Source organism: Fictibacillus sp. 18YEL24 (assembly GCF_015903855.1).
Taxonomy (GTDB): Bacteria; Bacillota; Bacilli; order Bacillales; family Fictibacillaceae; genus Fictibacillus; species Fictibacillus phosphorivorans_C.
Window position 1 is genome coordinate 15,664 of record NZ_JACZDT010000002.1, and the last position, 23,257, is coordinate 38,920.

The 23,257-nt window shown below is 42.0% G+C and carries 22 protein-coding genes and 4 tRNA genes; 24 read left to right on the top strand and 2 right to left on the bottom strand.

Annotation, left to right across the window (positions count from 1 at the left end; all coding sequences use genetic code 11):
* Positions 1-14 precede the first annotated feature (14 nt).
* The 6 genes from mnmG (at position 15) to HU823_RS05580 (ending at position 6,603) form a co-directional block, all read left to right on the top strand.
* Positions 15-1,901, top strand: a complete 1,887-nt coding sequence (gene mnmG / locus HU823_RS05555) for a tRNA uridine-5-carboxymethylaminomethyl(34) synthesis enzyme MnmG (protein WP_197221402.1) — start codon at positions 15-17, stop codon at positions 1,899-1,901.
* 17 nt (positions 1,902-1,918) lie between these two features.
* The gene (rsmG, locus tag HU823_RS05560) at positions 1,919-2,635 is read left to right on the top strand and encodes a 16S rRNA (guanine(527)-N(7))-methyltransferase RsmG (RefSeq protein ID WP_197221403.1); all 717 of its coding nucleotides are present in this window, start codon (positions 1,919-1,921) and stop codon (positions 2,633-2,635) included.
* 127 nt (positions 2,636-2,762) lie between these two features.
* On the top strand, positions 2,763-3,626 hold the full coding sequence (gene noc, locus HU823_RS05565; RefSeq protein WP_066399545.1) for a nucleoid occlusion protein: 864 nt from the start codon (positions 2,763-2,765) through the stop codon (positions 3,624-3,626).
* A gap of 388 nt (positions 3,627-4,014) precedes the next feature.
* Positions 4,015-4,788: a ParA family protein gene (locus HU823_RS05570; protein WP_191755486.1), complete on the top strand. Its 774-nt coding sequence runs from the start codon at positions 4,015-4,017 to the stop codon at positions 4,786-4,788.
* Positions 4,769-5,611, top strand: coding sequence for a ParB/RepB/Spo0J family partition protein (locus tag HU823_RS05575; protein WP_197221404.1), 843 nt, complete (start codon positions 4,769-4,771; stop codon positions 5,609-5,611). The genes HU823_RS05570 and HU823_RS05575 overlap by 20 nt, the downstream gene beginning before the upstream one ends.
* A 257-nt stretch (positions 5,612-5,868) precedes the next feature.
* Complete coding sequence (locus HU823_RS05580) at positions 5,869-6,603, top strand: DUF554 domain-containing protein (protein WP_197221405.1); 735 nt, start codon at positions 5,869-5,871, stop codon at positions 6,601-6,603.
* A gap of 38 nt (positions 6,604-6,641) precedes the next feature.
* Here HU823_RS05580 and yyaC read toward each other — a convergent pair whose 3' ends face one another.
* A complete protein-coding gene (gene yyaC, locus HU823_RS05585; protein ID WP_144696566.1) occupies positions 6,642-7,274 on the bottom strand; it encodes a spore protease YyaC in 633 nt (210 codons plus the stop codon).
* Between the two features lie 223 nt (positions 7,275-7,497).
* Between yyaC and HU823_RS05590 the strand changes: the two genes are divergently transcribed.
* The 10 genes from HU823_RS05590 (at position 7,498) to dnaB (ending at position 16,886) form a co-directional block, all read left to right on the top strand.
* Entirely contained in the window at positions 7,498-8,382 is an 885-nt protein-coding gene (locus tag HU823_RS05590; RefSeq protein ID WP_231607313.1) for a mechanosensitive ion channel family protein, read from the top strand.
* 13 nt (positions 8,383-8,395) lie between these two features.
* Positions 8,396-8,593, top strand: coding sequence for a DUF951 domain-containing protein (locus HU823_RS05595; RefSeq protein ID WP_137791311.1), 198 nt, complete (start codon positions 8,396-8,398; stop codon positions 8,591-8,593).
* A gap of 195 nt (positions 8,594-8,788) precedes the next feature.
* Positions 8,789-9,886: a redox-regulated ATPase YchF gene (gene ychF / locus HU823_RS05600; protein WP_144696568.1), complete on the top strand. Its 1,098-nt coding sequence runs from the start codon at positions 8,789-8,791 to the stop codon at positions 9,884-9,886.
* Positions 9,887-10,283: 397 nt separating this feature from the next.
* Positions 10,284-10,574 (top strand): 30S ribosomal protein S6, encoded by a 291-nt coding sequence (gene rpsF / locus HU823_RS05605; protein ID WP_066399533.1) that lies wholly within the window; start codon positions 10,284-10,286, stop codon positions 10,572-10,574.
* Positions 10,575-10,595: 21 nt separating this feature from the next.
* Complete coding sequence (gene ssb, locus HU823_RS05610; protein WP_066399530.1) at positions 10,596-11,141, top strand: single-stranded DNA-binding protein; 546 nt, start codon at positions 10,596-10,598, stop codon at positions 11,139-11,141.
* A gap of 58 nt (positions 11,142-11,199) precedes the next feature.
* Positions 11,200-11,433, top strand: coding sequence for a 30S ribosomal protein S18 (gene rpsR / locus HU823_RS05615; RefSeq protein ID WP_066399523.1), 234 nt, complete (start codon positions 11,200-11,202; stop codon positions 11,431-11,433).
* A 464-nt stretch (positions 11,434-11,897) separates the two neighbouring features.
* A complete protein-coding gene (locus tag HU823_RS05620) occupies positions 11,898-12,842 on the top strand; it encodes a YybS family protein (RefSeq protein WP_197221406.1) in 945 nt (314 codons plus the stop codon).
* A gap of 11 nt (positions 12,843-12,853) precedes the next feature.
* Positions 12,854-14,827, top strand: a complete 1,974-nt coding sequence (locus HU823_RS05625; RefSeq protein WP_144696572.1) for a DHH family phosphoesterase — start codon at positions 12,854-12,856, stop codon at positions 14,825-14,827.
* Positions 14,824-15,267 (top strand): 50S ribosomal protein L9, encoded by a 444-nt coding sequence (gene rplI / locus HU823_RS05630; protein WP_197195446.1) that lies wholly within the window; start codon positions 14,824-14,826, stop codon positions 15,265-15,267. Before HU823_RS05625 ends, rplI begins: the two co-directional genes overlap by 4 nt.
* A gap of 254 nt (positions 15,268-15,521) precedes the next feature.
* On the top strand, positions 15,522-16,886 hold the full coding sequence (gene dnaB, locus HU823_RS05635; RefSeq protein ID WP_144696584.1) for a replicative DNA helicase: 1,365 nt from the start codon (positions 15,522-15,524) through the stop codon (positions 16,884-16,886).
* Between the two features lie 16 nt (positions 16,887-16,902).
* Here the strand turns inward: dnaB and HU823_RS05640 are convergent, their stop codons facing one another.
* Positions 16,903-17,307: a UPF0158 family protein gene (locus HU823_RS05640; RefSeq protein WP_144696586.1), complete on the bottom strand. Its 405-nt coding sequence runs from the start codon at positions 17,305-17,307 to the stop codon at positions 16,903-16,905.
* A gap of 221 nt (positions 17,308-17,528) precedes the next feature.
* Here HU823_RS05640 and HU823_RS05645 point away from each other — a divergent pair, with 221 nt between their 5' ends.
* The 8 genes from HU823_RS05645 (at position 17,529) to yycF (ending at position 23,253) form a co-directional block, all read left to right on the top strand.
* Positions 17,529-18,815: an adenylosuccinate synthase gene (locus HU823_RS05645; protein ID WP_197221407.1), complete on the top strand. Its 1,287-nt coding sequence runs from the start codon at positions 17,529-17,531 to the stop codon at positions 18,813-18,815.
* Positions 18,816-19,001: 186 nt separating this feature from the next.
* Positions 19,002-19,077: transfer RNA gene (locus HU823_RS05650), tRNA-Lys, on the top strand.
* Positions 19,078-19,093: 16 nt separating this feature from the next.
* Positions 19,094-19,168, top strand: a tRNA-Glu gene (locus HU823_RS05655).
* 31 nt (positions 19,169-19,199) lie between these two features.
* Positions 19,200-19,275 (top strand) — tRNA-Asp (locus HU823_RS05660).
* Between the two features lie 7 nt (positions 19,276-19,282).
* Positions 19,283-19,358, top strand: a tRNA-Phe gene (locus HU823_RS05665).
* A 453-nt stretch (positions 19,359-19,811) separates the two neighbouring features.
* Positions 19,812-20,399 carry a glycerol-3-phosphate acyltransferase gene (locus HU823_RS05670; RefSeq protein WP_197221408.1) on the top strand — a complete coding sequence of 196 codons (588 nt, stop codon included), beginning with the start codon at positions 19,812-19,814 and terminating at the stop codon, positions 20,397-20,399.
* 202 nt (positions 20,400-20,601) lie between these two features.
* Positions 20,602-22,062 carry a peptidoglycan DD-metalloendopeptidase family protein gene (locus HU823_RS22255; RefSeq protein WP_197221409.1) on the top strand — a complete coding sequence of 487 codons (1,461 nt, stop codon included), beginning with the start codon at positions 20,602-20,604 and terminating at the stop codon, positions 22,060-22,062.
* 486 nt (positions 22,063-22,548) lie between these two features.
* A complete protein-coding gene (gene yycF / locus HU823_RS05680; protein WP_197221410.1) occupies positions 22,549-23,253 on the top strand; it encodes a response regulator YycF in 705 nt (234 codons plus the stop codon).
* Positions 23,254-23,257: the final 4 nt, after the last annotated feature.

The window sequence follows — 23,257 nt, forward strand, 5'->3', positions numbered from 1 at the left end:
AGGAGGAAAAAACGATGGGATATAAAGCAGATACGTTTGATGTGATCGTAGTCGGTGCTGGACATGCCGGTGTTGAAGCGGCACTTGCTTCTGCACGTATGGGCGCTAAAACATTATGTTTAACACTGAACCTAGATACAGTTGCCTATATGCCGTGTAATCCGTCAGTAGGTGGACCGGCTAAAGGGATCGTCGTTCGTGAAGTCGATGCACTTGGCGGAGAGATGGCACGCAACATCGACAAGACACATATTCAAATGCGTATGCTAAACACAGGAAAAGGTCCAGCGGTACGCGCGCTGCGCGCGCAAGCGGATAAATACCTGTATCAGCATGAAATGAAAAAAACGATGGAAAACACAGAAAACCTCACGTTGCGTCAAGGGATGGTAGAGCGTCTGATCATCGAAGACGGTGAATGTAGAGGGGTTATTACAAAAACAGGAGCTGAGTACGCGGCAAAAGCGGTCGTACTTACTACAGGAACGTACTTAAGAGGGAAGATCATCATCGGAGAGCTTGCTTATGAGAGCGGCCCGAACAACATGGCTCCTTCTATCAACTTGTCATATCATCTGCAAGAGTTAGGCTTTGATATGGTACGTTTCAAGACAGGTACACCACCGCGTGTTAACAGCAAGACGATTGATTATTCAAAAACAGAAATTCAGCCTGGTGACGATGTGCCTCGTGCTTTCTCTTATGAAACAACCGAGTACATCACAGATCAGCTTCCATGCTGGTTAACGTATACTGGTGAAGAAACGCATCAGTTGATCAACGGAAACCTTCATCGTTCACCGATGTATTCAGGCATGATCGAAGGTACTGGACCGAGATATTGTCCATCGATCGAGGATAAGATCGTACGATTCAATGATAAGCCAAGACATCAGATCTTCTTAGAGCCTGAAGGACGCAACACAGAAGAAGTATACGTTCAAGGTCTTTCTACGAGTCTTCCGGAAGATGTACAGAAACGAATCTTAGCAACGATTCCTGGTCTTGAAAAAGCAGAGCTGATGCGTGCAGGATATGCGATCGAGTATGATGCGATCGTGCCTACACAACTTTGGCCATCTCTTGAGACAAAGCGTGTGAACGGTCTATTTACAGCAGGACAGCTGAACGGTACGAGCGGATATGAAGAAGCAGCGGGACAAGGACTCATGGCGGGAATCAACGCAGCGTTAAAAGTTCAAGATAAAGAGCCTCTTGTGCTTGATCGTTCAGAAGCGTACATCGGAGTTTTGATCGACGACTTGATCACAAAAGGAACGAACGAACCGTATCGCCTTCTAACATCGCGTGCAGAGTACCGTTTATTGTTAAGACATGATAACGCAGATCTGCGCTTAACGAAAAAAGGTCATGAAATCGGACTGATACCAGAAGATCGTTACGAACGCTTTGAAGAGAAGAAAGCATTAATTGCGCAGGAAATAGATCGACTTGAGCATGTTTCGATCAAACCGAGTGAAATCGTCCAGCAAGTTCTTGCAGAGTCACAATCGACTCCATTAAAAGAACCAATGTCAGCAGCTAGCTTGTTAAAGCGTCCTGAGATCACTTATCCGGTCATTCATAAACTGGTACCAGCTGAAACAGCATTGCCAGAGACAGTGATGGAGCAGGTTGAGATTCAGGTAAAATATGCGGGATATATCGATAAGCAGCTCGCACAAGTTGAAAAGATGCGTAAGATGGAAAACAAAAAGCTTCCGGTAGATCTTGATTACATGGCAATCAATGGACTAGCGACAGAAGCAAAACAAAAACTTCACGAAGTTCGGCCTCTTTCTGTCGGGCAGGCATCACGTGTATCAGGGGTAAACCCAGCAGATATCTCGATTCTGTTGATCTATCTCGAACAAGGTAAACTGGCGAAGATCGCCCGTTGAGGGGGAACGTGAAAATTATGAATATCGATTTGTTTCAAACTTCCTTAAAAGAAAAGGGAGTCGAATTATCTGAAAAGCAGCTTTCACAGTTTGGAACGTATTATAACCTGCTCGTTGAGTGGAACGAAAAAATGAATCTTACAGCGATCACAGAAAAAGAAGAAGTGTATTTGAAACACTTTTATGATTCTGTGACAGCAGGTTTTTATTTTGATTTTAATCAAGACATCACGGTGTGCGATGTTGGAGCTGGAGCGGGATTTCCAGCTATACCACTGAAGATCGCGTTTCCAGAAATCAAACTAACGGTGGTTGATTCCCTAAATAAACGCATTGGATTTTTGCAGCACGTAGTAGATGAACTTGGTTTACAAGAAGTGTCTCTTTATCATGATCGTGCAGAAACATTTGCTCACCGTCCGGAATTTAGACAGACGTTCGACCTTGTGACGGCTCGTGCGGTTGCTAGACTATCTGTACTATCTGAACTCTGCTTACCACTCGTAAAAATTGGTGGACACTTCTTAGGTATGAAAGGTGCTAACCTTCCTGAGGAAGTGAGAGACGGAGAAAAAGCAGTCAAACTTTTAGGCGGTAAAATAAAAGATATTCATTCGTTCGTATTACCGATCGAAGAGAGCGAACGTAATATCATTGTTATTGATAAAGTAAAAGAAACACCAAAGAAATTTCCGCGTAAACCAGGAACGCCAAATAAATCTCCTATTTCGTAATCTTAGGCTGTGTTTCTATGTGAAACACAGCTGTTACATAAAAGAAAGATTTTTACAGACTTGCAGGATTATTGAACTAGAGAGAAGAATTAGTTAACAGGCAGATTACAAAAGGTGGTGTATTCGCATGAAGCATCCTTTTTCACGTTTATTCGGCATCGGCGAAAAGAGCCAGCAAACCTTAGATCCAGAACCAGCTGAAAAAAACGACAACGAAGAAGTACTTCAACTTCCGGTTCAAAGAATCATACCTAACCGGTTTCAGCCTCGTACGGTTTTTATAGATGAACGAATCGAAGAGTTATCACAGACGATTGAAGCTCACGGAATCATTCAGCCCATCGTTGTTCGAGGTATAGGCGACGACAAATACGAGCTGATCGCGGGCGAACGTAGGTGGCGTGCTGTCCAAAAGCTTGGGTGGGAAAAGATTCCTGCGATCATTAAAGAGATGGACGACTCGCAAACGGCTTCTGTTGCACTTATTGAGAACCTTCAGCGAGAAGAGTTAACAGCTATCGAAGAAGCGATGGCATATGCTAAGCTTCTAGAATTGCACGGACTTACACAAGAAGGCCTTGCTCAAAAATTAGGAAAAGGTCAGTCTACGATAGCGAACAAGCTGCGTCTGTTAAAGCTTCCGCAGTCTATTCAAGATGCCCTTTTGCAGAAAAAAGTGACAGAACGTCATGCTCGTGCATTGATCGTTTTGAAATCTCCTGAAAAGATGGAGGCCGTTCTTCAAGAGATCATTGAAAAGCAATTGAATGTGAAGCAGACGGAAGAACGTGTAAAACGAATGATCGAATCTGAAACAGCAGAAAAGAAACCTCAGTCACGCCGTAAATCGTATAGCAAGGATATGCGACTAGCGATCAATACGGTAAGACAATCGGTTGACATGGTCGTGCAAAGCGGACTATCTATCGATACAGAAGAAGAAGAGCATGAGGAGTTCTATCAGTTCACGATTCGCATACCTAAGAAATAAAGAGAAGGCCATCAGCTTGAGTTGGAGCTGGTGGTTTTTTTGTTGTTTTAGAACTCTTTGTCGCTTTTGAAAGTATGGTTGATCTCCGTTTCAGGACGCTCGCTTTCCGCGGGGCAGGCGGTGAGCCACTTGCCGCTATGCGCCATTAAGTGTCTCACCTGACCGCTTGTCCCGCAGGAGTCTCGCACCTTCCACTCCAATCAACTGTCAATGAAGAAAAGAATAACTTAAATGCAAAAGCATAAACTTTTTGTCTTTAGTCTTCAACGATATAATTTGCAAAATAATTCAGCTAAAAATACTTTTTTCTATAATTCCGTACGTCATTTTATTTTCTTCATGATAGAATAATAGATAATGAATGTTTTTAAGTGAGGTAGGTGACAACGTGGCCAAGACCATTGCAGTAGCCAACCAGAAAGGCGGAGTCGGGAAAACGACTACGTCGGTCAACCTTGGTGCATGCTTAGCATATTTCGGTAAAAAAGTATTGCTCGTAGACATAGATCCTCAAGGGAACGCAACAAGTGGAGTGGGTGTAGATAAAGGGGATATCGACCAATGTATCTACAACGTTCTCGTCGAGGATGTAGAAGTAAAAGATGTGATCGTCGAGACCATCTGTGAAGGTTTACATATCCTCCCGTCGACGATACAGCTTGCTGGAGCTGAGATCGAACTCGTACCAACGATCTCTCGAGAAGTTCGGTTAAAAAGAGCGTTAGAAAAGGTAAGTTCCAATTATGATTTTATTATTATTGATTGTCCGCCATCATTAGGGCTGCTTACCATCAACTCGTTAACAGCTTCTGACTCAGTCATCATACCTGTTCAGTGTGAGTATTACGCGCTAGAGGGTTTAAGTCAGCTTTTAAACACAGTACGACTTGTACAAAAGCATTTAAATACTGATCTGATGATTGACGGTGTGCTGCTTACCATGCTGGATGCACGTACAAACTTAGGTATTCAAGTCATTGAAGAAGTAAAAAAATATTTTCAAGATAAAGTGTATGAAACCATCATACCAAGAAACGTTAGACTATCTGAAGCGCCGAGTCACGGGAAACCAATCATCATCTATGATCCAAAATCCCGAGGTGCTGATGTTTATTTAGATTTTGCGAAGGAAGTGATCGGCATTGGTGAAAGGGTTAGGTAAAGGGCTGCATGCCTTCTTTCCTCCAACAGAAGCAGGGGAAGAAGAGCAGATTAAAGAAGTCAGTATATCAGAGCTAAGGCCAAATCCGTATCAGCCCCGAAAAGTGTTTGACCAAAAAGCCATTGAAGAACTAAAAGAATCCATTATTGAACATGGCATTCTTCAACCCATTGTTGTCCGAAAAAGTATTAAAGGGTTTGAAATCGTTCTAGGAGAAAGACGGTTCCGTGCGGCTTCAGAAGCGGGATTGAAAGTCATCCCTGTAATCGTAAAAGATTATGACGAACAAAAAATGATGGAAGTTGCTCTTATTGAGAACTTGCAGCGTGAAGATCTCAATCCTGTTGAAGAGGCTCAAGCGTATCAGAAGCTGATGGAACACTTAAAACTGACGCAAGAAGAGTTAGCCACTCGTGTTGGAAAGAGTCGTCCTCACATCGCAAACCACATTCGTTTGCTTCAGCTTCCAAAACCTGTTCTTGAACTCTTATCTAACGGGCAAATATCAATGGGACATGGACGAGCATTGCTGGGTCTTAAGAAAAAGACGAAGATGCAGCTTGTTGTGGACCGGGTAATGAATGAAAACTTAAACGTGAGACAGCTTGAGAAGTTGATCTCTGATATTAATATGAATGTTTCACGTGGAACAAAGAAAAAAACAATCCCAGCGAACGTTTTCTTCCAAGAAAAAGAATCATCTTTACGCGATCGTTTTGGTACTTCAGTTTCGATTAAGAAATCAAAACGAAAAGGAAAGATTGAGATTGAATTCTTTTCACAAGATGACCTGGAACGCATTTTAGAACTGTTAGAAAAGTAAGCAGAAAACCATCGCTAAGGTGGTTTTCTTTTTTACTATTTCTAAAAGAGTTTTGCTTAACAGTTTCTAAATTTGTGTTTTGAAATGCACCATTGTCAAGTTGATTGGAGTGCAAGATGCGAGACTCCTGCGGGAAGGGAGCGTCTGGAACGGAGATCAACCACTTTTAAAGCTAAAGTATAAACGAAAGTAAGCATCTTGAATCTAGCTCATTAAATGGTTAGTGAAGACCTACTTAGATAGGAGAGCATAAAAAAATGTCACTGTTAGGTACGATAGTTAACGGTATTGCAATTATTGCAGGAAGCTTTTTAGGATTATTTTGGACGAATATCTCTGATCGGTATAAAGATACAATCTTACAAGCGATGGCATTAGCTGTTACGATCTTGGGAATCGGAATGGGTCTGAAGAGCGAGCAGTTCTTAATCGTAATCGCTAGCTTGGCGATCGGCGGTGCTCTTGGTGAGTGGTGGAATCTTGAAGAGAGATTGAACGCGATCGGAAAGTGGCTCGAGACGAAGGTCGGAAAACAAGATAAGGGATCGGTTGCTACCGGCTTTGTAACGGCTACGCTTGTGTTTGTTGTAGGAGCGATGTCGATCGTGGGTGCTCTTGATAGCGGTCTTAGACAACAGCATGATGTTCTGTATACAAAAGCGTTGATCGATGGATTCTGTGCGATCCTGTTTACTTCAACACTCGGCATCGGTGTCATGTTCTCTGCTATACCTGTCGTTTTATATCAAGGAATAATCGCATTAATGGCCACACAGATCGACCGTTTCGTATCTCAAGAATTAATGGATGCTCTAATCGTCGAGATCACAGGAACGGGTGGAATCATGATCGTCGCGATCGGACTTAATTTACTTGGAATAGCTAAGATTCGTGTTGCAAACCTTCTCCCAGGTTTACTCGTCGCAACGATTTTAGTTTTTATCGTTGAAAAATGGGAGAGTATTTTAGCGTTTTCTCAAGGATTGATGTAAACAAAAAAAGCCGCTTCTAATATTAGAAGCGGCTTTTGCTATTGAATTTTGTAAATGTCTTGTGGACGAGATTCGGTGCTTGCCATCATGTTTTTTTGTTGAATCTTTTTACGCAAACAAGCCATATGAAGAGAATCAGCGATGAGATCAGCCATCTTCATCACAATGCTGAGTCGTGTGTTTTGAAGGACAAAGTACTCCATAAAACCACTGACGTTTACGATGCCTGTAATATGCATATCGCCAACAGGTGGCAGCTGTTTGTTAACGCCAGCCCCTGGTTTAACAGGTCCATCGTTGATTGAAACCATGCCAACGTGGTTTAATCGACCTAAGCAAGCATCAATTCCTATAACAAAAGCACCTGGATGCTCGGTTGCGATCATCTTTAGCTTTTCTTCTAAATTTACCGCATGAACAGGATCATCTAGTGTGCCGTAAACAAAGAATGGGAATGTATCTTTGTTGTGCAACTTTGTACCAACTAGAGGGCCTAATGCATCGCCAGTCGATCTGTCTGTTCCTATACAGACAACGACAACTGGCTGATGAGCTGATTCCGGAAGCATAGGTAAAATTTGTTCGGTGATTCTGAGCATCGCTTCCTTGTCTTCGTGGTGCAATTTATATTGAATGGGTTTCCCTAATCCCAGCTTCCGTTTGAGGAACATGACATCCTCTCCTTTATAATGGTTCTACTAGTATACGGAAGAAATCCTTTTCTTATACATGGTAGAATACAATAATCACAGACTTTTGTTTAAAGTCTATACCCGTTTCCTCTGCACTCGTAACTCTAGAAGTTTTTCGAGAAGCAGACCACACGATTACATTTGATATTCTCGGCAAAAGCTGATTAAATAATTTCATAATCAAAGAGAGGAAGATGACCCATTGGCAGGTGCGAATTTACCGGAAACTGCAGAAAAAGCCGTCACGATTTTTTCCGATAAAGAATGGTGGACAGGCATTGCTACTACGAGCTTAAAGATCGTAGGAATCATAATACTCGCTATTATCTTTAAATATATTGTAAAAGCAGCAATCGCTAATGTATTTAAAGTTCGATTGAAATCTCCTCTGCGTTTAAGTGAGAGAAGAGAGAACACTCTTTTTAGACTCTTAGATAATGTTGCTTCTTATGTGATTTATTTTGTGGCGATCTTAACCATATTAACGGAGTTCGGTGTGGATATTAAAGCCATTCTTGCCGGAGCTGGAGTGGTTGGTCTAGCGATCGGTTTCGGTGCCCAAAGTCTTGTGAAGGATATCATTACCGGCTTTTTCATCATCTTCGAAAATCAGTTCTCTGTTGGAGACACGGTACGAATCACAAACTTTGAAGGAACCGTTGAAGAAATCGGATTAAGAACGACAAAAATTAAAAGCTGGACAGGAGAATTGCATATCCTGCCGAATTCGTCTATCACAGAAGTTACTAATTTTTCTGTTCATAATAGCATTGCGGTCGTTGACTTGAGCATTGCTTATGAAGAGGATATCGATAAAGCTCAAAATATTATTCAAGAAGTTGTGAAGAATGCTAAGCCGAACTATCCTGAGATGGTCAAAGAACCAGAAGTATTAGGCGTTCAAATGCTCGGTGCTTCAGAAGTAGTGATTCGTGTTACGGCAGAGGTACTTCCGATGACTCACTTTAAAATCGCTCGTGAACTTCGTAAAACGTTAAAACATGAGCTTGAAGTAGCAGGGATCGAGATTCCATATCCAAAAATGGTTACGTATCAAAAAGAACCATTACCAAAAGAACATAAATAAGGGAGAGCTGAATATGCAGCAAAAAGAATTTCAACTTCACGATGAAGTAGAAATGAAAAAACAGCATCCATGTGGAACGAATCGTTGGAAAGTAATCCGAATGGGTGCTGATATTAGGATTAAGTGCATGGGGTGTCAACATAGCGTGATGCTGCCAAGAGCTGAGTTCGCTAAGAAAATAAAGAAAGTTCTAGCATCTCCTGGCGAGTAACAATTCCTGTTTCACGTGAAACAAAAAACACGCCTTGAAATTCCAAAAAGTAATTAAACGTTTGAGCCGGGTTACACGACCCGGTTCTTCTTGTTTTTTAAGATGATAAAACCTATAATTGGGAAGGATATTTTTTTATTAAATGAAAAGTCTTAGGTTTCTAAGCTTTATATAAAACAGAGGAGTGAATGAACAGTGGCTCTTACAACTGGAATCGTTGGTTTGCCGAATGTTGGTAAATCTACATTGTTTAATGCTATTACACAAGCGGGTGCTGAATCTGCTAACTATCCGTTCTGTACGATTGATCCAAACGTTGGAATCGTTGAAGTACCAGACAACCGTCTTCAAAAATTAACAGAGATGGTACAACCGAAAAAGGTAGTTCCTACAACTTTTGAATTCACAGATATCGCTGGAATTGTAAAAGGTGCGAGTAAAGGAGAAGGATTAGGAAACAAATTCTTATCTCACATCCGTCAAACAGATGCGATCCTTCAAGTTGTTCGTTGTTTTGATGATGAAAACATCACGCACGTACACGGTAAAGTGAATCCGATCGATGATATTGAGGTTATCAACCTAGAGCTTATCTTTGCTGATCTAGAGTCGATCGACAAGCGTGTAGCACGTGTTGAAAAGCTTGCAAAGTCTAAAGACAAAGAAGCTGTAGCGGAGTTTGCTGTTCTTTCAAAAATCAAAGAAGCTCTTATGCAAGAACTTCCGGCACGAAGTGTTGATCTAACACCTGAAGAGAAGAAGATTGTTCATACAATGCACCTTCTTACAATGAAGCCGATCCTTTACGTTGCTAACGTAAGCGAAGATGAGCTTTTGGAAGGAACGAACGAGCACGTTGAAGCAGTTAAAGAATATGCTGCACGTGAAAATGCAGAGGTTATCGTAATCTGTGCAAAAGTGGAAGAAGAAATCGCTGAGCTTGATGGCGACGAAAAGATGGCATTCTTAGGTGAACTTGGTATAGAAGAAGCAGGTCTTGATAAATTGATCCGTGCTTCTTATTCACTTCTAGGTCTAGCTACTTACTTTACAGCGGGTGTTCAAGAAGTACGTGCTTGGACGTTCCGTAAAGGCATGAAGGCTCCAGCATGTGCAGGAATCATTCACACGGATTTTGAAAGAGGATTTATTCGTGCAGAGATCGTAGCTTATGATGATTTGATGGCGGCGGGGAACATGGCAGCTGCTAAAGAAAAAGGTAAGGTACGTCTTGAAGGTAAAGAATATGAGATGAAAGATGGAGATGTTGTTCATTTCCGTTTTAATGTTTAAAAAAACGACAGGAAGAGGTTGATTTCCGTTGCAGGTGCTTCGCTTTCCGGGGGGCGTACGGTGAGCCACCTAGCGCTTTGCGCTGTTAGGTGTCTCACCTGTCCCGCTGATCCCCCAGGAGTCTCGCACCTTCCACTCCAATCAACTTGTCAGTGAAGTTCTTTAAAAAAACAATTCAAAGCATTTTAGATTACGGCCTAAGTATTCTAGAAATCGAAGGAAAAGCAATCGCTTTTCCTCTTTTTTATGCTTTCTTTTAAGAGGTGCTTGTTTTATACAAGATGTTTTGATATAATTCTTTATTGTGAGTTAATTGTCAACAAATACTGTTATGATGATTTTCTCCTTGCCCGAAATAAATGTTTTGGGCCGCTTAGACCAAAAGGAGGTGAACGGAATGAAAAAGTACGAAATTATGTACATCGTCCGTCCGAATATCGAAGAGGAAGCTCTTAAGGCAACTAAAGAGCGTGCGAAAAGCATCCTAACTGACAACGGTGCGGAGATCGCGAACGAAAAGGAAATGGGTAAAAAGCGTTTAGCTTACGAAATCAATGACTTCCGCGATGGATATTACACGCTATTGGAAGTTAACGCTCCAAACGAAGCGATTAATGAATTCGACCGTCTTATGAAGATCAACGAAGATGTTCTTCGTTTCATGACAATCGTAGACGAAAGAAATTAATCCTTTAAGGAGTGGTTCTGAATGCTAAATCGAGTAGTACTGGTGGGACGTTTAACAAAAGACCCAGAATTAAAGTACACTCCAAACGGTGTGGCTGTTGCTAACTTCACACTTGCTGTTAATCGACCTTTTTCGAATCAGCAAGGTGAGCGCGAAGCAGATTTTATTAACTGTGTCGTATGGCGTAAGCCCGCTGAAAATGTAGCGAACTTCTTGAAAAAGGGATCGCTTGCAGGAGTGGATGGACGTTTGCAAACTCGTTCTTACGAGAACCAGCAGGGTCAAAGAGTGTATGTTACTGAAGTAATGGCAGAAAGTGTTCAATTCCTTGAACCTAAAAACGCTAATGCTGGAGGCCAGCAATATCAAGGCAACAGCAACAACTTTGGTGGACCATCAAATGACCGCGGATTTGGGCAGCAAAATCAGAACCGCAGCTATGGAAGTGACAACGGCTTTGGAGGACAGCAACAACAGCAGAATCCAAAACGTAATAACTTCAACGATGACCCGTTTGCAAATGATGGCACGCCGATCGACATTTCTGATGACGATTTGCCATTTTAAACTAACGTAAACTATGAATCGGAATATATAAAAATAAAACTAAAGGAGGGGACCAACTATGGCTGGACGTCGTGGTGGACGCCAAAAGCGTCGTAAGGTTTGTTTCTTCACTGTAAACAAAATCACTTACATCGACTACAAGGACACTGATCTTTTAAAGCGTTTCGTTTCTGAGCGCGGTAAGATTCTTCCTCGTCGTGTAACTGGTACATCTGCTAAATATCAACGTCAATTGACTCGTGCGATCAAACGCTCTCGTCACATGGCATTGTTACCATATGTATCTGAATAAGATCGTTTAAAAAGCGCAGCTGGGTTTTCTAGCTGCGCTTTTTTGTGTGTTCAAAGGGATAGTAGTGGGTTTCGACTTTTGTCGAGGATTGTAGACTCGCGGATAAAAGGCTAAAACTCGTGGATAAACAGCTAAAACTTTAGGATTCAGGTAAGAAATTTGTGGATTGGAGCTCAAAACTTTTGGATTCCTCTTCATTGCGCATCAAAAACGGCCGCAATTTGGCCGAGTACCCTCTATTGAACCACCGTGGGCAGCTTCCCACACCATCTCATAACATTGTTTTCACACATGAATTACCTAAAAACAGGTTTACATCACCTATTTCGGACTCCATCCAAGCAAACCTTCCATAATTTGTTTACTTCGCTTCAAGTACGTCTATGCTAGAATTATCGTTTAAGTTGAATTACAGCGGTTATGTCACTACAATTAGAACATATGAAGAATTTATGAGGTGAATCATGCGCAATACTAGAGTATTGGTGGAAGGTGCCGTTGTTTCTGGCATTTATACGCTTCTTTTTTTGATCAGTATGTACATACCGTTATTTAGCTTGGTCTCGTTATTTATTTTGCCGCTTCCGTTTATCATTTACTTGTACCGGCAAGATCTTAAAGCGGGATTACTTCTATGGGCGGTCACGTTTGGTGTTTCATTGGCGTTTGCGGGGCTTAACGGTATCATTGTTACCCTCTTTGCTGGTTTGACAGGAATCGTGATGGGGGAACTTTATAGAAGAAAAAAACCTGCGTTTGCGGTTCTGCTTGGGGCGAGTTTGTCCAACATCGTGAACATGTTAGGAACGCTTGCTATCGCTCAAGTATTCATGGGGATTAATTTTGTAAAAGAATTAGAATCTCAGTTTCAAAGTGCGATAGGTACAGCAGAGGACTTTTATAAATCGGGTGGACAAGACCCTTCCCAGATTGAAAAATTTAAAGAGCAAGCGGAATTGATTCCGATGATGCTTCCGACTTATATTATCGGGGGAGCTGTTATCCTTGCCTTCTTAACACATATCGCCGCAAGAATGCTGATGAAAAGAATGCGTTATGATGTGCCATCGTTCCCTCCATTTCGTGAGTGGAACCTGCCAAAATCGTTTTTGTGGTATTATATTATAGCGATTGTTTTAACATTTAGTATGCCTGAAAAGGGTACGTCTTTATATATTGTAACGATAAATTTGTATATGATATTATCGTTTGTACTTATAATTCAAGGTTTCACAGTTATTTTTTATTATGCCTGGATAAAGAATTGGAAGAGAAAAAGAATCATATTGTTGATTATACTCTTGTTTTTGCTGAACTCTTTCCTGCCGATTCCTCTGGAAGTCGTTAAATTCTTAGGTATAATTGATTTAGGATTTATGATCAAAAAACGGTTGAAACCAAAACAGTAGGAGCTGAAAGTATGCCAAAGTTTTTACTAAAACGGTGGCATGGTTATCCCGTCATCGCCTTATTTGTAACTTCTGTTGTTCTGGTAAGCATCATCACGTATTTTCATTGGATGATCGGAATGGCAGGCTTCGTGCTGCTCGGCGGTTTGTTTTATTATGCCATGAAAGCCGAAGCTAGTTTTCAGGAGGAGCTGGGCGATTATATTTCGACGCTTTCTCACCGCTTGAAGAAGGTGGGAGAAGAAGCGTTGATGGAAATGCCGATCGGGATTATTTTGTATGATGAGGATTTTAAGATCGAATGGGCAAATCCTTATATGGGAGCCCTCATTGAAGAAGAGTCCTTTATCGGCCATTCTCTAAACCATGTTTCAGAAGAACTGATTCCTCATATCAAGAGTGATGCGAAGGAAGAAGTTATTAAGATTAACACACATAGATTTCAAGTGAACTTTAAGAAAGAAGATAGACTGCTTTACTTTTTTGATGTGACCGAGCAGTTAGATCTTGAACGTTTGTATGATGAAGAACAAACGGTCATGGCGATTATCTATCTCGATAACTATGAAGAAGTAACGCAAGGATTAGATGACCAGTTTCGATCAACGATCAACTCAAAAGTGACATCTGTGTTGAATGAATGGGCGAACGTACATGGCATCTTCCTTAAACGAACGTCTTCTGAGCGGTTTTTAGCTGTATTTAACCAACGCATTCTCTATGAGTTGGAAAAGAATAAATTCAGCGTATTAGATGAGGTGAGAGAGTCTACAGCGAAGCAGAATATCTCTCTTACGCTCAGTATCGGGGTTGCAGCTGGAACATCTTCACTCCCTGAGCTCGGACAGCTATCACAATCAAGTCTAGATCTTGCTCTTGGACGCGGAGGCGACCAGGTTGCGATCAAGCAGACGAACGGAAAAGTACGTTTCTATGGAGGAAAGACAAATCCTGTTGAGAAACGCACCCGCGTACGTGCCCGCGTCATTTCTCATGCACTCAGTGAATTGGTGGCAGATAGCGACAAGGTCATCATCATGGGGCATAAGAATCCGGATATGGACTCTATCGGTTCTGCGATCGGGATTCTAAAGGTCGCGCAAGTGAATGGAAAAGATGGATATATTGTACTCGATCAAGCGAATATCGACATTGGCGTTCAGCGCTTGATGGATGAGCTGAAAGAAACAGAATCGATCTGGAAGTATTTCATCTCGCCTGAAGAAGCGTTAGAGCTTGCATCGCGCGACACGCTTCTAGTCGTAGTGGATACACATAAACCGACGATGGTTATTGAAGAAAAGCTGTTAAGCAAGCTTGATCATGTTGTTGTCATCGATCACCATCGCCGTGGTGAAGATTTCATTAAAGATCCGGTGCTTGTGTACATGGAGCCTTATGCTTCATCTACAGCAGAGCTCGTGACCGAACTTCTCGAGTATCAGCCGAAGAGACTGAAGATGCGTATGCTTGAAGCAACGGCACTTCTTGCGGGTATTATCGTTGATACGAAGAGTTTTACCCTCAGAACAGGTTCTCGTACGTTTGATGCTGCGTCTTATTTAAGGGCTCATGGTGCAGACACGATTCTTGTTCAAAAGTTCTTAAAAGAAGATTTAAACACGTATACAAGACGTTCCAAACTCATTGAGAGTGCGGATGTTTATAAAAAAGGCATCGTGATTGCCAAGAGCTCTCCTGAGGATGCGTACAATCAAGTTGTGATCGCTCAGGCAGCAGATATACTATTAACGATGAACGGCATTCAAGCATCCTTTGTTATTGCAAATCGCATTGACGGCAAAGTAAGCATCAGTGCTCGTTCACTTGGGGACATCAACGTGCAGATGATCATGGAGAGACTGGAAGGCGGAGGACATCTTACAAACGCTGCCTGCCAGATTGAGAACAGCTCGATTGATGAAGCGGAAAAACACTTAAAGCTAATCATTGATGAGTATATTGAAGGGGGAGAAGAGGAATGAAAGTAATTTTTCTTCAAGATGTAAAAGGTAAAGGTAAAAAAGGCGAGGTTAAGAACGTTTCTGAAGGATATGCACGCAACTTCTTATTTCCAAAAAACCTAGCTTCAGAAGCTACATCTGGCGCGATGGCGACACTTCAAGGTCAACAGAAGAGCGAAGAGAAAAAACAACAAGCTCAACTGGAAGAGGCTGAAGCATTAAAAGCAAAGCTTGCTGAGATGACCGTTACGATCAAAACGAAGACAGGTGAAGGTGGCCGCGTTTTCGGTTCTGTGACAAGTAAACAGATCGCTGATGGCTTGAAAGAGCAAGGGATTAAGATCGATAAGCGTAAGATCGAGCTTCCTGAGCCGATTAAAGCACTAGGGTATACGAATGTTTCGATCAAGGTTCATCAGCAAGTTACTGCAACTGTAAAAGTACACGTAACAGAAGAATAAAAAAGCCGGGTTTTCCCGGTTTTTTTGCGGGGATAGAAAGCGTTGATCTCCGTTTCAGATGCTCGCTTTCCGGGGGGCGTGCGGTGAGCCTCTTAGCACATTGCGCTGTTAAGAGTCTCACCTGTCCCGCTGATCCCCCAGGAGTCTCGCATCTTACACTCCGATCAACCTATACTTGGAGCCAAAAACCAAACTAATCTAAAAGTTCTTAAAACATATACAAACCATTACTAGTAAAGAAAGGAGGAACAACTATGAGTGATTTATTTGCTGACCGCATACCGCCGCAGAATATTGAAGCGGAGCAGGCTGTTCTTGGTGCGATCTTTTTAGAGCCCGAAGCTCTTATAACGGCATCAGAGATTCTGCTTCCGGAAGATTTTTACCGTGCTACTCACCAAAGAATCTATCGCGTGATGCTCGATCTTAACGCAAAAGGTGAGCCGGTAGATCTGATCACTGTCACGTCAGAGCTTCAGGACAAGAACCAGCTGGATGAAGTCGGCGGTTTATCCTTCTTAACAGAGTTGGCGGATAGTTCTCCGACGGCTGCGAACATCGAATATTACAGCAAGATCGTTGAAGAGAAGTCTCTTCTTCGCCGTTTGATCCGTACAGCGACTGATATTACAGCTAACAGCTATGCGCGTGAAGAAGAAGTAGAGGCAATCCTGAACGAAGCGGAGAAGTCGATTCTAGAAGTAGCGAACCGTAAGAACACGAGTGCTTTTACAGCGATTAAGGATGTGTTGGTTCATGCTTATGACAACATTGAAGCTCTTCATAACCGTAAAGGTGATATAACGGGGATTCCGACCGGCTTTAATGACCTGGACCGAATGACGGCTGGGTTTCAACGGAACGATCTGATCATCGTTGCTGCTCGTCCATCAGTAGGTAAAACTGCGTTTGCTCTGAACATCGCGCAGAACGTTGCAACAAAGACAGAGGAGAACGTAGCCATATTCAGTCTAGAGATGGGTGCTGAGCAGCTTGTTATGCGTATGCTTTGTGCAGAGGGTAATCTAGATGCACAGCGTCTGCGTACAGGGTCATTGTTACCTGAAGACTGGCAGAAGCTTACGATGGCTATGGGAAGCTTATCAGCGGCAGGTATCTACATCGATGATACACCGGGTATTCGTATTAACGATATCCGTGCGAAATGTCGTCGTCTGAAGCAGGAGAAGGGCCTAGGAATGATTTTGATCGATTACCTGCAGCTTATTATGGGTAGCGGGAAATCAGGCGAAAACCGCCAACAGGAGGTTTCTGAGATCTCTCGTTCCCTTAAAGCACTTGCTCGTGAGCTGGAAGTGCCGGTTATCGCCCTTTCACAGTTATCACGTGGTGTTGAATCTCGTCAGGACAAGCGACCGATGATGTCCGATATTCGTGAATCAGGTTCCATCGAGCAGGATGCCGATATCGTTGCCTTCTTATATCGTGACGATTACTATGATAAAGAATCAGAAGCGAAGAACATCATCGAGATCATCATCGCTAAGCAGCGTAACGGTCCAACGGGAACGGTAGAGCTCGCTTTCGTAAAAGAATATAACAAGTTCGTTAACCTGGACAGGCGGCACGATGAGAGTGCCATACCACCAGGCGCATAAAAAAAGCAGCTGGGAATTATTCCGGCTGCTTTTGTATTTCTTTGATTTTATTTTCTGTTAGCCACATTTCTATTCTGCTTTTAACTTTATCTTTTTGAAACGTCTGCCATTTTTCATGCAGGTTCAGTTCACTTACTTTTTCGGTAAAACGTTTAAATGGCTCGTCCTCATTTAACGCGTGCAGCAGTTCGTTGTTTTGATGAACGCTCTCAAACTCAACCATCCAGCTGAAAGATTCAACGGTCATCACTTTAGGGATCTCAAGAAATCGCTCTGGTTCTTCAGCATCTAGAAATTCTAGGTTGGGAAGACCACCTGGCTCGATCGCATCAAGCAATATCGTTTGTTCATTTTTATCTAAATAATAGATGTGGTTTGCTTTTGTATCCATATAAGCCACCATTAATTTATCGATAAGCAAAGAATCGTACCTCCTAAAAAAGGTGAATACTACAGGATACGATAAGGTTTTCGATCTTCTGGCTATAGAAATGTAAAATTATTACGAACGAAAATATTGTTTTTTCTTTTAATGTTCGTGTTTTTAATTGACTTCTATCAGATATATTGCTAAACTAAGCATGGTTTTCAAGATTAGATGATAAATTCGTCAATCGTTAATTTCATGGAGGTGCAACAACCATGTCATCAGTAGTAGTAGTAGGAACACAATGGGGAGATGAAGGAAAAGGTAAGATTACCGATTATCTCTCAGAAAAAGCAGAAGTAGTAGCTCGATACCAAGGCGGTAACAACGCTGGTCATACAATTGTATTTGAAGGAAAGAAGTATAAGCTTCACCTTATTCCATCTGGAATCTTTTATAAAGATAAAATCTGCGTGATCGGAAACGGAATGGTTGTCGATCCGAAAGCAGTTCTTGAAGAACTTGCATACCTTCACAGCCACGAAGTAAGTACGGACAACCTTCGTATCTCTAACCGTGCGCACGTAATTCTTCCTTATCACCTTCGTCAAGATATCTTAGAGGAAGAGAGCAAGGGCGCTAACAAGATCGGTACAACGAAAAAAGGAATCGGTCCTGCATACATGGATAAAGCAGCTCGTATCGGAATCCGTATCGCTGACCTTTTAGATCGTGAAGAATTTGAAGAGAAGTTAGAGCGCAACTTAGCGGAAAAGAACCGTTTATTCGAACGCATCTACGAATCAGAAGGATTCACAAAAGAAGAGATCTTAGATGAGTATTACGAGTACGGTCAACAAATTAAAAAATATGTAGTCGATACATCAGTTGTTCTTAACGATGCATTAGACGATGGCCGTCGCGTTCTTTTTGAAGGCGCACAAGGTGTAATGCTTGATATCGACCAAGGAACATATCCATTCGTTACGTCATCAAACCCTATCGCAGGTGGAGTAACAATCGGTTCTGGTGTTGGTCCGTCTAAGATCAACCATGTTGTAGGTGTTTCAAAAGCCTATACAACACGTGTTGGTGATGGTCCTTTCCCAACTGAGCTTCATGATGAGATCGGTAATCAAATTCGTGAAGTTGGCCGTGAGTACGGTACAACGACAGGACGTCCGCGTCGTGTAGGTTGGTTTGACGCAGTAGTTGTGCGTCATGCTCGCCGTGTTTCGGGTATCACGGATCTTTCTTTGAACTCAATCGACGTTCTAACAGGTATTGAAACGTTGAAGATCTGTGTAGCCTACAAATACAAAGGTGAACTAACGTATGAATTCCCAGCGAGCCTTAAAGAGCTTGCTCAATGTGAGCCTGTATTTGAAGAAATGCCAGGCTGGACTGAAGATATTACAGGTGTGAAGGATCTTGGAGAGCTTCCAGAAAACGCGCGTCATTATGTAGAGCGTATCTCACAAGTAACTGGTATTCCACTTTCTATCTTCTCAGTTGGACCAGACCGTGCACAAACAAACATGGTACGTGGCGTATTCGCTTAAATAACTAGTGGCCCCTTGTTGAAACGAGGGGCTTTATTTTTGATGAATGAGGAATGCTTTCGTGAGTATTTTTAAGCATTTGAAAGTTTTTTTGAAAAATATATAGAAAACATATTGCCAAAGCTTCGATATCGTGATAAAGTAACACTTGTCGTGAAAAAACGACAAACGTTTAAAACAAAGCACGAGCCATTAGCTCAGTTGGTAGAGCATCTGACTTTTAATCAGAGGGTCGAAGGTTCGAGTCCTTCATGGCTCACCACTTTTTTTAAAAAAGTGGCCCGTTGGTCAAGCGGTTAAGACACCGCCCTTTCACGGCGGTAACACGGGTTCGAATCCCGTACGGGTCACCATTTTTCTTTAAGTAAATAAAAGCATTTAAGTGGACTCGTGGTGTAGTGGTTAACATGCCTGCCTGTCACGCAGGAGATCGCCGGTTCGACCCCGGTCGGGTCCGCCACTTTTATGGCTCGATAGCTCAGATGGTAGAGCAGAGGACTGAAAATCCTCGTGTCGGCGGTTCGATTCCGTCTCGAGCCACCATTTTACTTTAAAAAATCCTAAAACATGTTGCATGTTCCTTGAAAAGGGAGCATGCTTTTTTTGTATTTTTATTTTTGTGGGCACGCTTGGGTGAGGGGTATGGAGCAGAGTCGTGAATGTCGAGAATGATCGAATCGCCTTTATTTTGATACTTAGACTTAATTGCTATCGATTTTGACTTAATTTTTTTCGTTTTAACTTAATTCCATCAAGATTAGGCTTAATTTACAGTTCGAGTACCCCGTTAGGTATATGGACTGACCACTTCCTACCGCAAAAATAACACCGATACACATTCAAAAAAGCATACAAAGAGACATCCACTGCACAAATCAGCATCTAAACACTCACGTTTCGTACATTTTCACACCCACCATAGACTTTTAATGCTGATAAAGAGGGATAAGTACTCAATCGTTCGAATATAGTGTATCAATTGGGGTGAGGAAGGTAGTGATCATACAGATGGAATTTGAATGGGCGCTGTATTTGATCGCGAGTTACCTTGTTGGTTGTATCATGACAGGGTTTCTTGTAGCAAAGCTTATAAAAGGCGTTGATTTACGATTGTTGGGCAGCGGAAATATAGGAGCGCGCAATGCTGGCAGAGTATTAGGGCCATCAGGATTCATACTCACGTTAGCTGGCGACATTCTAAAAGCGGCAGCGGTCGTTTGGGCAGGGATACAATTTCAATATCCACCATATATACAACTTCTCGGTTTTTTAGCGGTTATTTTAGGGCATCTTTATCCAATCTTTCTTCGTTTTCATGGGGGAAAGGGAGTGGCTTCATTTATCGGAGGGATGATTATTTTTCACCCCATATCTGCTGTTCTTGTAGCAGCTGCGTTTCTACTCTTTTATGGAATTAAAAGAAGTTTAACCGTAGCTGGACTTTTTGCCTTTGCACTCACACCTTTCTTCTACTGGCTGTTTGAAAAGCAATGGCTTGAGACATTGATTCTGATTCCGATCAGTTTCCTTGTTGTGTATGTTCAAAAAGAAGATATAAAAGAACGCATCAAATTAACGGAATAGGTGTTAAAAAAGGGTATAAATCGGTGAATTTATGCTCTTTTTTATGTCGTTTATTTACAGTTGCATTACAAAATCCCTGAAATTCTGACAAAGCGAAATTCCTTATGATAGGATACTAGAGGTGCTAAAGACACAAGTAGCAGTAGTTCTTTAGACACATTTTAGAGATAGCAGAGAGAATCTTTAGGGGGAAATTGAAAAAGTGAACAGCCGAAAAACCACTGAAAGATTTATTAAATATATCGCACTGCCGTTTGTTGCAGTGATTTTAATAGTGTCAGCATTCACGATGAATCCATCGAACACATCCGCGAGTAGCGACGATAACCAGTTGATCAAAACGGTATATCACGTTTATGTAGATGGAAAGAAGGTTGGAACGGTTCGTGAAGAAAGTGTTGTCGATGAGACAGTCGACCAAATTCTCCAACAGGCAAAAGGGAAAAAGAATAACTTTGCTTTTGCGGTGAGAGAGTCTATCGAGCTTAAGCCTGAAAAGATGTTCAGACCAGAGTTCGATAACGAAGAAGTAAGAGAGAACTTGAAGGAGCAGCTAACGGTTGAAGTTGAGGCTTATCGTTTGGTCGTTGGCGGACAAACTGTTGCGTATGTCTCTAGCAAGAAAGAAGCGAAAGATACGTTGCTGAAGTTAAAGCTTGAGCATGTGTCAGAGGCTGAGCTAGATGACATTGAAAAAAAGAAAGCAGAGAACGAAAAGCTTGAAGTACCGGACTTAAAACCGGGAGAACGAAAAGTGGTTGATATCGACTTTTCTACGCCAGTTCTCATTCAAAAAGCACAAACATCAATCAGTGAGCTCGTTACAGTAGATGATGCCATTTCTTCTTTAAAAGAAGGCAGTCTGCATAAAAAAGAGCATATGGTACAAAAAGGAGAAACGGTTCAGTCAATCATAGAAAGATATCACTTAACGATGGATCAGTTTTTCACGCTAAACCCGAGACTCATGTTAGTACCTATTATTCGTTCGGGACAGGCAGTAACAGTTACAGAGAAAAAGCCTTTTACCGAAGTTCTTGTGTATGAAGCAACACGTGTTCAAAATGAACTTCCTTTCCAGGTTGAGAAACAAGAAGACAGTACGTTGGAAAAAGGACAGATCAAAACGGTTCAAAAAGGCCAGTCTGGGTTAGAAGATATTACGTATACAACAAGAAAAGCCGATAACAGAATGCTACAAAAAGAGATTTTAGAGAAGAAACGAGTGAAGGAACCGGTTAAGGAAATTCAAAAGATTGGTACCAAAGTGATTCCTTCCAAAGGGACAGGCACTCTTTCTTGGCCGGCTGTAGGTGGATATATTTCTAGCCATAAAGGCACGCGTTGGGGTAAAGAGCACAAAGGTATGGATATTGCTCGACCTTCAGAACGCTCAATCCTAGCTGCTGACAATGGTAGAGTTGTTTCTGCCGGTTGGGACGGAGATTATGGGAACAAGATCATCATTGATCACAACAACGGCATGAGAACCATTTATGCGCATCTTGATTCGATGTCTGTATCAGCAGGTGATGTGGTGCAGAAGGGGTCTAAGATTGGTGTGATGGGTACAACCGGTCAATCGACTGGTGTGCATTTGCATTTTGAAGTGTATGAGAATGGTGTTCTTAAAGATCCAGCTGATTTTGTAAGTGAAAATTAAAGTAATGTGAAAGTAAGTTGATTTCCGTTTCAGATGCTCGCTTTCCGCGGGGCAGGCGGTGAGCCACTTGCCGCTATGCGCCTTTAAGTGTCTCACCTGTCAAGTTGCAGTGGCTAGACCCTCGAGGTCAAAAGTTAAATGGCTCAGAAGGCAAAGTGCGCCTTCAAATCCATTCATCTTTTGCTTGTCGGGTCTGAACGAGCCACTTCACTCTTCGGACTGCCCGCTTGTCCCGCAGGAGTCTCGCATCTTACACTCCAATCAACCTTGCAATGATGATAAATAATAAACAAACCTCTTAGGAATAATTGTTTCCTGGGAGGTTTTTCTTGCTGAAACCAACTTTTCTTTGTCTAAAATTAGAAGGTTTTGCTAGTAGTATGGAGAAAGTTTCAACTGTGATAAAATAGTAGAGATACCATATAATCGATACTACAAAATATTCTGCTATATATAAAATAGAGTTTCCGAAGAAGGAGCGTTCTCATGGATAAGAAAATTCTCGTTGTGGATGATGAAAAACCCATTGCAGATATTCTGCAATTTAATCTTGAAAAAGAAGGTTTTACCGTTAGCTGCGCGTATGATGGCATCAATGCGTTAGAAAAGGTAGAAAAAGAGAAGCCGGATATGATTTTACTAGATATCATGCTTCCCCTAAAAGACGGCATGGAAGTTTGTCGTGAAATCCGTAAAAAGTACGATATGCCGATCATCATGCTTACAGCAAAAGACTCTGAAATTGATAAAGTATTAGGCTTAGAGCTTGGTGCAGACGATTACGTGACAAAGCCGTTCAGCACGCGTGAATTAATTGCACGTGTTAAGGCTAACCTGCGCCGTCATCAGCAGGAATCTGAGCGTGAAGTAGACGAGAACAACGAGATCACAATCGGTTCTCTTACGATTCATCCTGATGCGTATATCGTGACTAAACGTGGTGAGAAAATCGAGTTAACACATCGTGAATTTGAACTGCTGCATTATTTAGCAAAACATATCGGACAAGTGATGACGCGTGAACACTTGCTTCAAACGGTATGGGGATATGACTATTTTGGTGATGTAAGAACGGTAGATGTAACGGTTCGTCGTCTGCGCGAAAAAGTTGAAGATAACCCGAGTCACCCATTATGGATCATTACAAGACGCGGAGTGGGGTATTACTTAAGAAATCCTGATCAGGAGTAGTCAT

What these genes read in the sequence shown, in the direction of transcription:
- mnmG (WP_197221402.1), top strand. Translation starts at nt 15, where the DNA reads ATGGGATATAAAGCAGATACGTTTGATGTGATCGTAGTCGGTGCTGGA.
- HU823_RS05595 (WP_137791311.1), top strand. Translation starts at nt 8,396, where the DNA reads ATGCAGCAAAAAGAATTTCAACTTCACGATGAAGTAGAAATGAAAAAA.
- yycF (WP_197221410.1), top strand. Translation starts at nt 22,549, where the DNA reads ATGGATAAGAAAATTCTCGTTGTGGATGATGAAAAACCCATTGCAGAT.
- rpsR (WP_066399523.1), top strand. Translation starts at nt 11,200, where the DNA reads ATGGCTGGACGTCGTGGTGGACGCCAAAAGCGTCGTAAGGTTTGTTTC.
- noc (WP_066399545.1), top strand. Translation starts at nt 2,763, where the DNA reads ATGAAGCATCCTTTTTCACGTTTATTCGGCATCGGCGAAAAGAGCCAG.
- HU823_RS05580 (WP_197221405.1), top strand. Translation starts at nt 5,869, where the DNA reads ATGTCACTGTTAGGTACGATAGTTAACGGTATTGCAATTATTGCAGGA.
- HU823_RS05620 (WP_197221406.1), top strand. Translation starts at nt 11,898, where the DNA reads ATGCGCAATACTAGAGTATTGGTGGAAGGTGCCGTTGTTTCTGGCATT.
- rsmG (WP_197221403.1), top strand. Translation starts at nt 1,919, where the DNA reads ATGAATATCGATTTGTTTCAAACTTCCTTAAAAGAAAAGGGAGTCGAA.
- rpsF (WP_066399533.1), top strand. Translation starts at nt 10,284, where the DNA reads ATGAAAAAGTACGAAATTATGTACATCGTCCGTCCGAATATCGAAGAG.
- HU823_RS05645 (WP_197221407.1), top strand. Translation starts at nt 17,529, where the DNA reads ATGTCATCAGTAGTAGTAGTAGGAACACAATGGGGAGATGAAGGAAAA.
- dnaB (WP_144696584.1), top strand. Translation starts at nt 15,522, where the DNA reads ATGAGTGATTTATTTGCTGACCGCATACCGCCGCAGAATATTGAAGCG.
- ssb (WP_066399530.1), top strand. Translation starts at nt 10,596, where the DNA reads ATGCTAAATCGAGTAGTACTGGTGGGACGTTTAACAAAAGACCCAGAA.
- yyaC (WP_144696566.1), bottom strand. Translation starts at nt 7,274, where the DNA reads ATGTTCCTCAAACGGAAGCTGGGATTAGGGAAACCCATTCAATATAAA.
- HU823_RS05625 (WP_144696572.1), top strand. Translation starts at nt 12,854, where the DNA reads ATGCCAAAGTTTTTACTAAAACGGTGGCATGGTTATCCCGTCATCGCC.
- rplI (WP_197195446.1), top strand. Translation starts at nt 14,824, where the DNA reads ATGAAAGTAATTTTTCTTCAAGATGTAAAAGGTAAAGGTAAAAAAGGC.